14 protein-coding genes are annotated in these 13,340 nt (G+C 66.0%); 7 read left to right on the top strand and 7 right to left on the bottom strand.

All coding sequences use genetic code 11. From position 1 onward, the window contains the following. The gene (locus F6B93_RS20655) at positions 1–912 is read right to left on the bottom strand and encodes an HhH-GPD family protein (protein ID WP_211696746.1); all 912 of its coding nucleotides are present in this window, start codon (positions 910–912) and stop codon (positions 1–3) included. On the opposite strand from F6B93_RS20655, the gene F6B93_RS20650 reads away from it, so the two are divergent. Then, positions 911–1,543 carry a carbonic anhydrase gene (locus F6B93_RS20650; RefSeq protein ID WP_211696745.1) on the top strand — a complete coding sequence of 211 codons (633 nt, stop codon included), beginning with the start codon at positions 911–913 and terminating at the stop codon, positions 1,541–1,543. The two genes, F6B93_RS20655 and F6B93_RS20650, sit on opposite strands and share 2 nt — an antisense overlap. A 95-nt stretch (positions 1,544–1,638) precedes the next feature. Beyond that, on the top strand, positions 1,639–2,448 hold the full coding sequence (locus tag F6B93_RS20645; protein ID WP_211696744.1) for a hypothetical protein: 810 nt from the start codon (positions 1,639–1,641) through the stop codon (positions 2,446–2,448). 103 nt (positions 2,449–2,551) lie between these two features. Here the strand turns inward: F6B93_RS20645 and disA are convergent, their stop codons facing one another. The 3 genes from disA to F6B93_RS20630 all read right to left on the bottom strand — a co-directional run bounded on the left by disA (position 2,552) and on the right by F6B93_RS20630 (position 5,714). Then, entirely contained in the window at positions 2,552–3,628 is a 1,077-nt protein-coding gene (gene disA / locus F6B93_RS20640; RefSeq protein WP_211696743.1) for a DNA integrity scanning diadenylate cyclase DisA, read from the bottom strand. 4 nt (positions 3,629–3,632) lie between these two features. Beyond that, positions 3,633–5,075 carry a DNA repair protein RadA gene (gene radA, locus F6B93_RS20635; RefSeq protein ID WP_211696742.1) on the bottom strand — a complete coding sequence of 481 codons (1,443 nt, stop codon included), beginning with the start codon at positions 5,073–5,075 and terminating at the stop codon, positions 3,633–3,635. Positions 5,076–5,141: 66 nt separating this feature from the next. Next, on the bottom strand, positions 5,142–5,714 hold the full coding sequence (locus tag F6B93_RS20630; RefSeq protein WP_211696741.1) for a copper chaperone PCu(A)C domain-containing protein: 573 nt from the start codon (positions 5,712–5,714) through the stop codon (positions 5,142–5,144). A gap of 496 nt (positions 5,715–6,210) precedes the next feature. On the opposite strand from F6B93_RS20630, the gene carD reads away from it, so the two are divergent. From carD to rlmB, 5 genes are all read left to right on the top strand, one after another. Then, positions 6,211–6,699 carry an RNA polymerase-binding transcription factor CarD gene (gene carD / locus F6B93_RS20625; protein WP_211696740.1) on the top strand — a complete coding sequence of 163 codons (489 nt, stop codon included), beginning with the start codon at positions 6,211–6,213 and terminating at the stop codon, positions 6,697–6,699. A gap of 29 nt (positions 6,700–6,728) precedes the next feature. Then, positions 6,729–7,418 carry a 2-C-methyl-D-erythritol 4-phosphate cytidylyltransferase gene (gene ispD / locus F6B93_RS20620; RefSeq protein WP_211696739.1) on the top strand — a complete coding sequence of 230 codons (690 nt, stop codon included), beginning with the start codon at positions 6,729–6,731 and terminating at the stop codon, positions 7,416–7,418. Further along, positions 7,415–7,921: a 2-C-methyl-D-erythritol 2,4-cyclodiphosphate synthase gene (gene ispF, locus F6B93_RS20615; protein WP_211696738.1), complete on the top strand. Its 507-nt coding sequence runs from the start codon at positions 7,415–7,417 to the stop codon at positions 7,919–7,921. Before ispD ends, ispF begins: the two co-directional genes overlap by 4 nt. A 93-nt stretch (positions 7,922–8,014) precedes the next feature. Then, positions 8,015–9,433, top strand: a complete 1,419-nt coding sequence (gene cysS / locus F6B93_RS20610; protein ID WP_211696737.1) for a cysteine--tRNA ligase — start codon at positions 8,015–8,017, stop codon at positions 9,431–9,433. Next, complete coding sequence (gene rlmB / locus F6B93_RS20605) at positions 9,434–10,363, top strand: 23S rRNA (guanosine(2251)-2'-O)-methyltransferase RlmB (protein ID WP_211696736.1); 930 nt, start codon at positions 9,434–9,436, stop codon at positions 10,361–10,363. It begins immediately after the preceding gene. Positions 10,364–10,394: 31 nt separating this feature from the next. Here the strand turns inward: rlmB and F6B93_RS20600 are convergent, their stop codons facing one another. The 3 genes from F6B93_RS20600 to F6B93_RS20590 are packed head-to-tail and all read right to left on the bottom strand — an operon-like array spanning position 10,395 to position 13,328. Then, positions 10,395–11,636, bottom strand: a complete 1,242-nt coding sequence (locus tag F6B93_RS20600) for an SLC13 family permease (RefSeq protein ID WP_211696735.1) — start codon at positions 11,634–11,636, stop codon at positions 10,395–10,397. 13 nt (positions 11,637–11,649) lie between these two features. Then, positions 11,650–12,570: an MBL fold metallo-hydrolase gene (locus F6B93_RS20595; protein WP_211696734.1), complete on the bottom strand. Its 921-nt coding sequence runs from the start codon at positions 12,568–12,570 to the stop codon at positions 11,650–11,652. Next, positions 12,570–13,328 (bottom strand): LamB/YcsF family protein, encoded by a 759-nt coding sequence (locus F6B93_RS20590; protein ID WP_211696733.1) that lies wholly within the window; start codon positions 13,326–13,328, stop codon positions 12,570–12,572. Before F6B93_RS20590 ends, F6B93_RS20595 begins: the two co-directional genes overlap by 1 nt. Between the last annotated feature and the right edge of the window lie 12 nt (positions 13,329–13,340).

The following is a 13,340-nucleotide window of genomic DNA, read 5'->3' as shown; positions in this document are numbered from 1 at the left end:
TCACGACTCCTCGCCCGCCAGGCAGAACCGGCCACCAAGCGTCCGGGTCACCAGGCCGTCAGCGAGCAGCGAGTTCAGCGCCCGATCACATTGGGCGCCATCCGTCTGCCAGGCCACGTCAAGCTCAGCGCGGGTAACTGGAGAGTCGCTGGCCCGCAACACGTCCAGCAGTCGTCCGCGGACTTGCCGGTCGGTTCCGGCGTAAGTCTGCGCTCGCCGCGGCGGAGCGTCCGCGGGGGGATAGCCACGTTGTCGCCATGCGCACCTGGCCAGCGGGCACAAACCGCAGCGCGGTGCCCTCGCGGTACACACCGTTGCCCCCAATTCCATCAGCGCCACCGAAAATAGCGGCGCGGCATCGTCGTCCGGCAAGAGGGCGGAGACGTCGGCGTGGTCGCGGGCCGGCGAGGGCGCAGCGGCGTCGGCGCGGCCGTGCACCGCACGGGTGACTACGCGGCGCACGTTGGTGTCCACCACCGGCACCCGTTTGCGGTAGGCGAAGCACGCCACCGCTCGGGCGGTGTAGCTACCGACGCCCGGCAGGGCTAGCAAGGTCTCGACGTCGTCGGGGACCACGTCGCCGAAATCACGCGCGATGACCGTCGCGCATTCGTGCAGGCGCTTGGCCCGCCGCGGGTAGCCCAGCTTTCCCCAGGCGCGCAGCACGTCGGCGGCCGTCGCCGCGGCTGTGGCCGACGCGGTTGGCCAACGTTGCACCCAATCAGTCCAGATGGGCAGCACCCGCGACACCGGCGTTTGCTGCAGCATGAATTCGCTGACCAGAATCTGCCATGCGCTGACGCCGGGTTCGCGCCAGGGCAGGTCGCGGCGGAATTGTTGGTACCAGTTAACAAGCTCGTCTGCCGGGACCTGTGTCGCGGGCGTAGTGCGGTGCGGCAGAATGCGTGGCATGGCTATCCCCACTCCGGCGACCGCATGGAAAGCACTGTACGAGGGTAACGAGCGATTCGTTGCCGGCAAGCCCGAGCATCCGAGCCAGAGCGTCGAGCATCGCGCGAGCCTTGCCGCTGGGCAGAAGCCCACGGCGGCGATCTTCGGCTGTTCTGACAGCCGGGTGGCCGCAGAGATCATTTTCGACCAGGGCCTCGGCGACACTTTTGTGATCCGCACGGCCGGGCATGTCATCGACTCGGCGGTGCTGGGTTCTATCGAATTCGCGGTGGCGGTCCTCAATGTCCAGCTCGTGGTCGTCCTCGGCCATGACAGTTGCGGTGCGGTGAAGGCCGCAGTGACGGCGCTCGACAGCGGAGCTTTGCCAGAGGGCTACATTCGCGACGTGGTGGAACGGGTGGCGCCGTCCATATTGATGGGCAGGCGCGACGGCCTGACGCGAGTCGACGAGTTCGAACAACGCCACATCCACGAGACGGTCGAGCAGCTCATGTCGCGATCGACGGCGATCTCGGAGCGGGTCGCAGCCGGTAAGCTGGCGATCGTCGGGGTCACCTATCAACTTGCCGACGGGCAAGCGGTGTTGCGCGACCACATTGGTGACATCGGCGAACTAGCCGAGCGGGTCTGATCTCCGAGGCCCTAACACAGCGGTTGGCCAGCTAACCTGGCGACACGCCGAGGCGGGTCAGTCAAGTCGGCGTGACCTGGGCCTACGGTGTGAATGTGCTGGATCTGGAACCGCGTGGCCCGCTTCCCACTGAGATTTACTGGCGCCGCAGGGGCCTGGCCCTGGGCATCGCGGTCATCGTCATCGGGCTCGCGGTAGCTGCGGTAGTGGCGTTCGTCGGCCACAGCTCCGGCGCGAAACCGGCGGCCGCGGAGAAACCGGGCTCAGCGCAAGGCAATCCGGACTCGCCAGCGTCTGCTGCGCCGCAGCCGGCTGGGCAAACCGAAGGCGAAGTTCCGGCCGCACCGCCGCAGGGGCAAAACCCCGAAACCCCCACCCCCACAGCTGCGGTGCAACCGCCGCCGGTTCTCAAGGAGGGGGATGACTGCCCTGATTCGACCTTGGCCGTCAAGGGGCTGACCAATTCACCCCAGTACTACATCGGTGACCAGCCGAAGTTCACCATGGTGGTCACCAACATCGGCCTGGTGGCGTGCAAACGTGACGTCGGTGCTGCGGTGCTCGCCGCCTACGTCTACTCGCTAGACAACAAGCGGCTGTGGTCCAACCTGGACTGTGCGCCCTCCAACGAGACATTGATCAAGACATTCACGCCGGGTGAGCAGGTGACCACCGCCGTGACCTGGACCGGGATGGGGTCCGCGCCGCGCTGTCCATTGCCGCGGCCGGCGATCGGTCCAGGCACTTACAACCTCGTCGTGCAACTGGGCAATCTGCGCTCGCGTCCGGTTCCGTTCATCCTGAATCAACCGCCACCGCCACCCGGGCCGGTGCCTGCCCCAGGTCCGGCCGCTGCGCCGCCGCCTGAGGCGCCGCCCGCGGCCGCGCATGCCCCCGTGGGCTAGCTGATCGGCGCTGATCGGCGGGTAGCCCGGTTAGGCCGCGGTGGTCGCTAGGTGCACGGTGGTCTGCTGGGGATCCGCTCGGGATCCGCGGGGACAAGTCCGATCAGTGGTCCGCGATCGTCGACTCCGCCAGCTGCGACAACCCCTCCCGCACGTGACGAGCCCACATCTCGCCAATCCCTTCCACGGACTGCAGGTCACCGGCGCTTGCCGCCAGCAGATCCTGCAACGTTCCGAACGCTCGGACCAGCAGGTCGGCGTGGGCGAACTGGAGTCGCGGGATACCGGCCATGGCGCGGTAGCCGCGCGGGCTCAACGCCGAATCCTGTGCCTCGGTTGTTGTTGGATATCCGAAAATCTTGGCTAGTGCGGTGAAATCGAGGAGCTCGGCGTCCGATAGGTTGTCCAACTCCTCAAGGGTGGCAGTGATCTGCGCCTTGGATGGTGGTTCCGGGGATGCGTGGTAGTCGCGCGTTATCAATTCTCGGGCGGTGTCGTTGCCGCCTAGCAGCTCGTCGAGCTGCAGACGCAGCTGTCGGCCATCGGTGCCGAGCTCCACGACGTCGTAGTCGATCACCAACCCGATTCGCCGGACCAGCTCTAGGCGCTGCACGACCGTCATCACGTCGCGCAGCGAGACAAAATCCTCGATTTCCGCCCTGGATAGCTGCCGGCTGACCTCGTCAAACCTGGCTTTGTAGCGTTCCAGCGTTGCGATGGCCTGATTGGCTCGCGACAGGATGGTTGCCGAGTCGGTGAGCACATGGCGCTGCCCGCCGACGTAGACGGTCACGATGTTCATTGAGTGGCTGACCGAGATCACCGGATAGCCGGTCTGGATCGCGGCCCGTTCTGCCGAGCGGTGGCGCGTTCCGGATTCATCGGTGGGTATCGACGGATCCGGAACCAGTTGGACATTGGCCCGAACGAAACGGGTGCCGTCGGTAGACAACACGACGGCGCCGTCCATCTTGCACAGCTCGCGTAGCCGGGTCGGCGCGTAGCGCACGTCGAGCGGGAAGCCACCATCGCAGATCGCCTCGACGTTCTCGTCGCAGCCGAGCACGATGAGGGCACCGGTGCGGCCGCGCAGGATGCGTTCCAGGCCATCCCGCAGCCCGGTGCCGGGTGCGAGGCGAGCGACAGCCTGACGCAGGTTTGGACGAGTCACAGGGTGCATTCTGCTACGTGCCGGCCACGAGCTGAGCCGTGTCTAGCCGATGCGCGGTAGCCAGAGCGCTGCTGTGGTGGTCCGCAATATCGATCATGTGGTCTAGCGCAGCGACGACGGTGGGTGCACACAGCACTTGCAGGCCTGCCGGTACCGCATCGCAACCCGGCGGGATCAGCGCGATGGTAAAACCTTGTCGGGCGGCTTCGTTCAGCCGCCGTTGCATGCCGTTGACTTGTCGCAAGTCTCCTGCGAGCCCCACCTCGCCGATTATCACGGCGGTGGTGGGCAGCGGCAGGTTCGCAGCAGCGGAGGCTAGCGCGATCGCGACCGCAAGGTCCGATGACGGGTCGGTCAACCGCATCCCACCAACGGTGGACAGATAGATGTCGTTGGTGGCGATGCGCAGGCCAGCGTGTTTTTCCAGGACGGCGGTGATCATCGCGGCGCGGGCGTTGTCGATCCCGCTGACGGCGCGCCGTGGCGAGCCGCCGCCGGGCGTCGCTAGCAGTGCTTGGACTTCGCCGATGAGTGGCCGCTTCCCGTCTAGCGTCACGGTGATGGCCGTACCGGCCACTGGTGTCGGCCGCTGGTCGAGGAACAGGTAAGACGGATCGGCGATACCGTCGATTCCGTTGTCGTGCAGCAGGAAACAGCCGACTTCGTCAGCGGCTCCAAACCTATTCTTGATACCGCGGAGCATCCGCAACGTCCCGTTGCGGTCACCTTCGAAATGCAGCACGACGTCGACGAGGTGTTCTAGTGAGCGGGGGCCGGCGATCGCCCCGTCCTTAGTAACGTGGCCGACCAGGATCAGCGCTACGCCGTCGGCTTTCGTGGCGGCCGTGAGCGCGGCGGTGACTGCGCGCACCTGGGTGACTCCGCCGGCCACGCCGTCAGCGTCGCCGGTGGACATGGTTTGCACGGAGTCAACGATCACCAAAGCCGGGCGCACCGCCTGAATGTGGCCGAGCACCACGTGCACATCGGATTCTGCGGCCAAGAAGACCTCGTCGGTCCCGTTGCCGCAGCCGATCCGGTCGGCGCGCAGTCGAATCTGACCGGCGGACTCTTCGCCGGAGACATACAGCGCGCGCTGCCCCGACTGCGTTACGGAGCGGGCCACCTCGAGTAGCAGGGTCGACTTGCCGACGCCCGGATCACCCGCGAGCAGCGTCACCGAACCGGGAACTACGCCGCCGCCAAGAACTCGGTCGAGTTCGGCTACGCCTGTGGAACGGTGTTGGCTGAGGTTCGGCTCTACGGAGCTCATGGGAACAGCTTGGGACGTAGGCATCGCGGCCGGTCTTTCGCTACGTCGGCCGCTGCCGACCGCGCTGAGCACGGTCACCTCATCGACCGTGCCCCAACCGCCGCACGCCAGGCAGCGTCCAACCCACTTGGCGCTGAGATGGCGGCATTGCGAGCACCGATACTGCGAGCGTGCGTTGGCCACGCGGTGACGGTATCGGGAGGGGGTGACAGGCCCACCGGACAGCCGACCGGACAGCCGATCGAACAGCTAGGAATGGTCAGCCGGCGCCTGGACTTCCGGTTGGTCAACCCCGGCCGAAATCGGCACTGCGACGCTGGCCTGGCCGGCCTTCTCGAAATTGAAGGTGAAGTCGTAGGTCAGGCCGTTGCTGATGGGCTTGGTCAAGACGATCGTCGCCTTCGCTGCCGTGCTGGAGGGCAGCGGCCCCGGCGCCACCATCTGGCCGTCTGGAATACCCACAAACAGCATCCCGCTTGCCGGCAGTCGAGCGTCGCCGGTCACGGTCACCGTGCCGATATCGGTGCTGACGCCTAGCAGCTGGTCCGCCGTGTCCGGAGACTGGTTTACCGCCACCAGAACCAGTTCGACGGCTTTGCCGGGTTGTAGGAAATCCGAGGTGCACTGCTGGGCCTGGATGCGAATGTCGCGCAGCGCGATGTTGCTGATCGTCAGCGTGTTGCCGTTGACGGCGGACTGTTGGGCGGCCGTCTGCGAGAGCTGTCCGGCGCCGCAACCGCTCAGTGCGACCGCAATCAGCAGGGCGCTCGCAAGCCATGCGGGCAGCCGCGGGAGACGCAGGCGCGCGTTGAAGCGGTTCACTCGGTTGCCTCCTGCTCAGGCTTGGCGCGGCGCGGTGCCGGCGGTTGCGCCCACCGCGGATCGCCACGGCGGTTCAACTATGCACATTCAACTATGCACAGTAGTAGGTCGGTGCCGCCGGCGGTAGCGGCGGGGACGTGTGGGGTTCACCGGGCTGGCGTCGTTGTGGCGGGTCGTAGCGAGTGGATGCGAGCGCAGCAGCCGTGGCGGTGGCGTGCTGCGGTCGCCCTGTATCGGACATCTGTGGTGTTCTGCTGGCCGAATGGCCGCTGAACGGGCAGGCTCGGCTGCGGCCAGACGGCACCAAGCCCGCGCGCGGTGGCTACGCGGTGTCTACGAGGAGCCCCAGGTATGTCCGTGGCGGGGGCGGCTGATGCACGTTCCTTTTCGCCTGTCAACCCCCAATATGCTCTCGCTGAGCCCCTGACCTGCACCGTTGTTCCGCACGCGGTTTGGCCGCGTGTTAAACTGAAGCAACGAAAGGGGCTCGAATCTGATGATCTTCAAGGTCGGGGACACCGTTGTCTACCCACACCACGGTGCTGCGTTAGTCGAGGCGATCGAAACCCGAACCATCAAGGGGGAGCAAAAAGAATATCTCGTCTTGAAAGTGGCGCAGGGCGATCTAACGGTTCGAGTACCTGCTGAGAACGCGGAGTACGTCGGAGTTCGTGATGTCGTCGGCCAGGAAGGCCTCGATAAGGTTTTCCAGGTCTTGCGTGCCCCGCACACCGAGGAGCCGACCAACTGGTCGCGCCGGTACAAGGCCAACCTCGAGAAGCTTGCCTCTGGGGACGTGAACAAGGTGGCCGAGGTCGTGCGTGATCTGTGGCGCCGTGACCGCGAGCGCGGCCTGTCCGCTGGCGAAAAGCGGATGCTGGCCAAGGCCCGTCAGATCCTGGTTGGCGAGTTGGCGTTGGCGGAGAGCACCGACGACGCCAAAGCGGAGACCATCCTCGACGAGGTTCTGGCGGCGGCTTCCTGAACGCGTCCTGAAATACCCCGAGGCTCTACGTGGTCGGGGGAACGGGCACCGTAGTCGCGGTGGTCCCGGCCGCAGGTTCGGGGAAACGGCTGGCCGCCGGCGTGCCCAAGGCATTTTGTCCACTTGAGGGGCGCACCCTTGTCGAATGGACAGTCGCGGGTCTCCTGGATTCCGATGTCATCGACGCTGTGGTCGTTGCGATGCCCCCGGATCTCACCGATGAGGCGAAACTGATCCTCGGTGATAAAGCAGCGGTCGTAGCGGGCGGGGCTACCCGTACCGAGTCTGTGCGCTTGGCATTGACGGCAGTCTCTGGTGCCCCGGAGTTTGTCCTCGTCCACGACGCCGCGCGGGCTCTGACGCCGCCAGCGTTGATCGCGCGTGTGGTCGGCGCGCTGCGCGCCGGCGAGCCCGCGGTGGTGCCTGCGTTGCCACTCTCTGACACCATCAAGGCCGTGGATGCCAACGGGATGGTGCTCGAAACGCCGGAACGGGCCGGTTTGCGGGCGGTGCAAACGCCGCAGGGTTTCGCCACGGATTTGCTGTTGCGCGCTTATCAGCAGCGCCCGGCCGATGGTGCGGCCGCGGAATTCACCGATGACGCCTCTGTCGTTGAGCACGCTGGCGGCCGCGTTCACGTAGTCGAGGGCGACCCTCTGGCGTTCAAGATCACCACCCAGCTGGATCTGTTGCTGGCTCAAGCGATTGCGCGCCGGTGAACGAACTGCCACGTGTTGGTCTGGGTGTCGATGTCCATCCGATCGAAGTGGGGCGGCCGTGCTGGCTGCTGGGACTGTTGTTTCCGAGTGCCGACGGTTGCGCGGGACACTCCGACGGTGACGTTGCGGCCCATGCGCTGTGCGACGCCGTGCTGTCGGCCGCGGGGCTAGGCGATATTGGCGGTGTGTTTGGAACAGACGATCCGCGATGGCAAGGGGTCAGCGGTGCCGACATGTTGCGTCATGTCCTCGAACTGGTTACCCAGCACGGTTATCGGGTTGGCAATGCTGCGGTGCAGGTCATTGGAAACCGACCAAAGATCGACTGGCGTCGCTACGAGGCGCAGGCGGTGCTGTCGCGGCTACTCAACGCGCCGGTATCGGTGTCAGCGACTACCACCGATGGGCTTGGCCTGACTGGTCGCGGAGAAGGCTTGGCAGCCATTGCGACGGCTTTGGTTGTGGCTCGCCCCTATCCGAGCGGCCCGGCCCGGCCGTCGTAGCACGGCGATGATTCGCGCTGCATTCGGGTAGCAGCCGCCTGCGCGGGCTGGGCAATCCAATCCAGCCTTATGCAGGCAGTAAGCTGGCACGTCGTGACCGATCGCCCGGCCTTGCGGCTCCATGACACGGCGTCTGGTGCCGTGCGTGACTTCGTTCCGCTGCGGCCCGGCCACGCTTCTATCTACCTGTGCGGGGCCACCGTGCAGGGCCAGCCGCATATCGGGCACGTCCGTAGTGGGGTTGCCTTCGACATCCTGCGGCGATGGCTGCTTGCGCGGGGCTTCGACGTCGCCTTCATCCGCAACGTGACCGATATCGAAGACAAGATTCTGGCCAAGGCTGCCGCGGCCGGCCGTCCATGGTGGGAGTGGGCAGCCACCCACGAGCGCGCATTTACCGCGGCCTACGACGCGCTGGGCGTATTGCCCCCGTCGGGAGAGCCCCGAGCCACGGGGCACATTACCCAGATGGTCGAGATGATCCAACGCCTCATGCAGACAGGTCACGCCTATCAAGATCTTCGGGCCGGCGGCTCGGATGTGTATTTCGACGTGCTCAGCTACCCGGAGTATGGGCAGCTATCGGGCCACCGGATCGACGATGTGCACCAGGGCGAGGGTGTGGCAGCCGGCAAGCGTGATCAGCGCGACTTCACCCTCTGGAAAGGCGAGAAGCCTGGTGAGCCATCGTGGCCGACCCCGTGGGGCCGGGGACGTCCGGGCTGGCATTTGGAATGTTCGGCAATGGCCCGCAGCTACCTGGGGCCAGAGTTCGATATTCATTGTGGTGGAATGGATTTAATCTTCCCGCACCATGAGAATGAGATCGCGCAGAGCCGCGCCGCCGGCGATGGGTTCGCCCGCTATTGGCTGCACAACGGCTGGGTGACCATGGCTGGGGAGAAGATGAGCAAGTCGCTGGGCAACGTGTTGTCCATTCCGGCGATGCTGCAGCGCGTCCGGCCGGCCGAACTACGCTATTACCTCGGCAGCGCGCACTACCGGTCGATGCTGGAGTTCTCCGAAACCGCGCTGCAGGACGCGGTGAAAGCCTATGTCGGACTAGAGGATTTCCTCCATCGCGTGCGCAGCAGGGTAGGTGTCGTTCTCCCCGGTCGGTGGACATCGCGGTTCGCCGAAGCGCTCGACGATGACCTGTCGGTCCCCATCGCGCTAGCGGAGGTGCATCACGCCCGTGCGGAAGGCAACCGGGCGCTAGACGCCGGCGACCACGAAGGCGCATTGGAGAGCGCCAGCGCGATTCGGGCGATGATGGGCATCCTGGGCTGTGACCCGCTTGACGAACGCTGGGAGTCCCGCGACGAGACGCCGGCGGCTTTGGCGGCAGTCGACGTATTGGTTCGAGCCGAACTGGCGAACCGGCAAAAGGCGCGCGAGGAGCGCGATTGGGCTCTCGCCGACCAGATTCGGGATCGCCTCAAGGAAGCTGGAATTGAGGTCACCGATACCGCCGACGGGCCACAGTGGTCCCTGGGTAGTGACGGCAAGTAGATGGCCGGTAACTCGCGGCGCCGGGGGGCGGTACGCAAAGCCGGCACCAAGAAAGGTCCGACGGTCGGCTCGGGCGGCCAGCGCCGCCGCGGCCTGGAGGGGCGCGGTCCCACGCCGCCTGCCCACATGCGTCCCAATCACCCCGCCGCCAAGCGCGCCAATACGCAGCGGCCCCGACAGGTCAGGCGCACCGACGAGACCGAGACCGTGGTCGGTCGAAATCCCGTGCTCGAATGCCTGCGTGCCCGAATTCCCGCCACTGCGCTCTACGTAGCGCTCGGCACCGACGCTGACCAGCGGCTGACGGAATCCGTCTCCCGTGCAGCAGAGTTGGGGATCGCGATACTTGAGGTGCCGCGCACGGACTTGGACCGCATGACGGCCAACCACCTGCATCAAGGCATTGCGTTGCAGGTGCCACCGTACAACTATGCCCACCCCGACGATCTGCTCGCGGCCGCCATCGACTCCCCGCCGGCGCTGCTCGTTGCGCTCGACAACATTTCAGATCCGCGTAACCTCGGGGCGATTGTGCGGTCGGTGGCCGCGTTTGGTGGCGATGGTGTGCTGATTCCCCAGCGTCGTTCGGCATCGGTGACGGCCGTGGCGTGGCGCACCAGTGCCGGCGCCGCGGCGCGGATTCCGGTTGCGCGGGCCACCAATCTCACCAGGACTCTGAAGGATTGGGCTGAGCGCGGGCTGCGGGTGATCGGGCTCGACGCCGGAGGTGACAGTACCGTCGACGAACTGGACGGCGCCGATTCGCTGGTGGTGGTTGTCGGGTCGGAAGGCAAGGGGCTTTCTCGGCTGGTGCGGCAGAACTGCGACGAAGTGGTGTCGATCCCGATGGCGGGTGCCACCGAGTCGCTCAATGCATCGGTGGCCGCCGGAGTAGTGCTGGCCGAAATCGCCCGCCAGCGGCGAAGTTAACGACGTGGCAGCACCTCTCGCACTGCTGGCCCTAGACACCTAGCACCCGGGTGCTGGCCCAGAGCGCGAGGACCGCCATCACGAGTGCGGTGGGTACCGTGCACAGTCCCAGGCGGGTGTATTCGCCGACGCTGGCGTCGACATTGTGGTTGCGCAGGACCCGGCGCCACAACAGGTTGGACAGCGAGCCCACGTAGGTCAGGTTTGGCCCTACGTTGACCCCGATCAACACGGCCAGGATCGCTGCCGGGCCGCTAGCTGCAGCCAGCGGCACCAGGACCAGGGTTGCGGGCAGGTTGTTGACGACGTTGGCCAGTACGGCGGCCACCGCGGCGATACCCAAGAGGGCTGGCAGGCCCGAACCGCTTGGCAGCAGCGGGGACATCCTGGCGGCCATCCCGTTGAGCATGACCGCATGCACGACCACGCCCAGTGCCAGCACAAATACCAAGAAGGGCACGTTCAAAGCGCGCGCCATCTCCGCAATCGAGGTGTGGCCGTGGCGCAGGCTGCGCACCGCCAGTACCGACGCGCCGGCCAGCGCCGCCCACGCGGGGGCCACGTGCAGCGAGTGCGCGACCGCGAAGCCGGCGAGCGTGAGCGCCACAACCGCCAGGACGAATACCGGTGGCTGTTGCGGTGGACCGTGCTCTCGCGGATCTGGCGGCTCGCGCAGATCGGCGGCAAAAAACCACCGGAAGACCACATACACCGCGGCCACTGCGGACAGCCACGGAAGCGCCATCAGCACCGTGAACTTGGTGAACGACAGATCGGCGAAACGGAAGGCGAGCAGGTTGGTCAGGTTCGATACCGGCAACAGCAGCGAGGCGGCGTTGGCCAGATGGGCCGTGGCGTAGGCGTACGGGCGTACCGGGGTGCGCACCCGGCGGACCGTGGCCAGCACCGCGGGGGTCAACAGTACGATCGTGGCGTCGAGGCCGAGTGCGGCGGTGATGGTGGCGGAAACCATGAACACCTGGCGTAGCAGTCCGTGCGCTCCGTCGCTGGCCCGCGCCATCGCGGCACCAGCGGCCTCGAACAGGCCTTCGTCGTCGCACAGCTTGGCCAGCAGCAGAACTGCGCCCAGGAAAGCGACTACCCGCGCCAGCCCCGAAACCTCATCCAGCGCCTGATCCGGCGAGATCGCGCCGACGCCAATCAGAATGATCGCCGCCGGAACGGCTGCCGCGGCCTCCGGCCAGCCTCGTGGGCGAGCAACCGCGAACCCGAGTACGACAGCCAGCAGGATCAGCGCGAGAGCAAGTATCAAGGGCCGCGACGTTTCACATCCAGGGATCCTCGCGCCGCCACGCTGTCGGCAGCTCTAGTGCAACGCCGTCGTGTGTGGCCAGCTCATCGAGGATGCGGATGGATTCGTCTAGGTCGTCGCCTGCATAGGGCACGGCGCGCAATGGCTTTGATAGTGGGCGGAAGAAGTCGTCCCAGTGGATGAGAACCACCCTGCGCGCGCCGACAGCGCGGACCGTCTCGGTCCAATAGTCGACGACATATGACGGGGGTTGCAGGCCCAGCTGGCCGACGCTCAGATAGACCGCATCGGCATGGTAGTCGGCGAGGGCGCCCTTGACGAAACCGGCGCTACCTTGGATCAGCAGCCGACGCCCCGACGGTAGGTGTTGCACCAATGTCGACCACGCCTCACCGCATCGGTACTTCGATGCCCTAACCGGTGGTATCAACGGTGCGTCGATCACCCCGGGGTACCGGTCGGGTGGGCAGTGATGGGATTCCACCAACGTAACTACGAAGGAACCGAGATGAATTGGTTCGCCGGGGACGGCGACGACGAGGCGGTCCTCGGGCAGCCCGTGGCCACGCCCGACGTTGGCCGCCGACTCGCCCCCGACCAGCTGTGCGTCGGTGCGGTCGGCAACCACTGCGGAGTCCATCACATGGTCGATGTGGGTGTGCACCGGGATGACGGCCGCAAGGCGCGACACGTTGGCCCTAGCCAGGCAGCCGTCGACGCGCGGCGCGGACGGTGACACTGTGCCGGCGACCACCTTAGCCAGGCCGGGGCGGGAAAAGTAGCCGTCGGTCATCAACGCGGCCGACCCGTCGTCGAGGAGCAGCGTCGCCACGCCCATCCATGTCACCCATAGCGGCGAATCAGCTTCGGCGGCAGGAACACTGAACCGGTTCGAATACCGGGTGAGATCGGGGCGGCCTAGTTTCAAGCGCATCAGCTAAACGCTCCCAACTCGATGCCGGCGGCGTTGAGGTGGTCGCGCACCGCTGCTGCGATCCGGACGGCACCTGGTGAATCACCATGTACACAAACGGATTTCACTTCAATGTCGAGAGGTGAGCCGTCGACCGTGGGCACCGTGCCGGCGGTCACCATGGTCACCACCCGCTGTGCGATGGCCACCGGATCCGTCAGCAGCGCACCGGGTTGGCGGCGGGGGACCAGGCGACCGTCTGGCTGGTAGGCGCGATCGGCGAAAGCCTCGGCAACTGTCCGTAATCCCAGGCGGGCGGCTTCGTCGAAAAACACCGAATGCGCCATCCCCAGCACCGGCAATCGACTGTCCACGGTGTGCACGGCCGCAACGACAGCGGCCGCCTGCTCACGGTTCTTCACGATCGTATTATAAAGAGCACCATGAGGTTTCACATAGGAAACGGTAGAACCGGATGCCTCCGCGATGGCCCGCAATCCACCGATCTGATACACGATATCGGCGAGCAGGTCGTCGGGGTCGACATCGATGAACCGTCTGCCGAACCCGGCCAGGTCGCGGTAGCTCACTTGGGCGCCGATGCGCACGCCGCGTTGAGCAGCGGACCGGCAGACCCGCAATAAACCAGTGGGGTCACCAGCATGAAATCCGCACGCGACGTTGGCGCTGGTGACGATCTCGAGCATGGCGTCGTCGTCGCCAAGCTGCCAGACGCCGAACCCCTCACCCAAGTCGGCGTTGAGGTCGACGGAGGTCACGGAGACCCAGCT

Origin of the sequence: Mycobacterium spongiae, from assembly GCF_018278905.1 — a bacterium.
Classification (GTDB): domain Bacteria; phylum Actinomycetota; class Actinomycetes; order Mycobacteriales; family Mycobacteriaceae; genus Mycobacterium; species Mycobacterium spongiae.
This window is presented reverse-complemented; position numbering and strand designations above follow the sequence as displayed.

Coding starts and splice junctions, on each gene's coding strand:
- F6B93_RS20650 (WP_211696745.1), top strand. CDS start 911: ATGGCTATCCCCACTCCGGCGACCGCATGGAAAGCACTGTACGAGGGT.
- F6B93_RS20655 (WP_211696746.1), bottom strand. CDS start 912: ATGCCACGCATTCTGCCGCACCGCACTACGCCCGCGACACAGGTCCCG.
- disA (WP_211696743.1), bottom strand. CDS start 3,628: ATGCACCCTGTGACTCGTCCAAACCTGCGTCAGGCTGTCGCTCGCCTC.
- carD (WP_211696740.1), top strand. CDS start 6,211: ATGATCTTCAAGGTCGGGGACACCGTTGTCTACCCACACCACGGTGCT.
- rlmB (WP_211696736.1), top strand. CDS start 9,434: ATGGCCGGTAACTCGCGGCGCCGGGGGGCGGTACGCAAAGCCGGCACC.
- F6B93_RS20595 (WP_211696734.1), bottom strand. CDS start 12,570: ATGCGCTTGAAACTAGGCCGCCCCGATCTCACCCGGTATTCGAACCGG.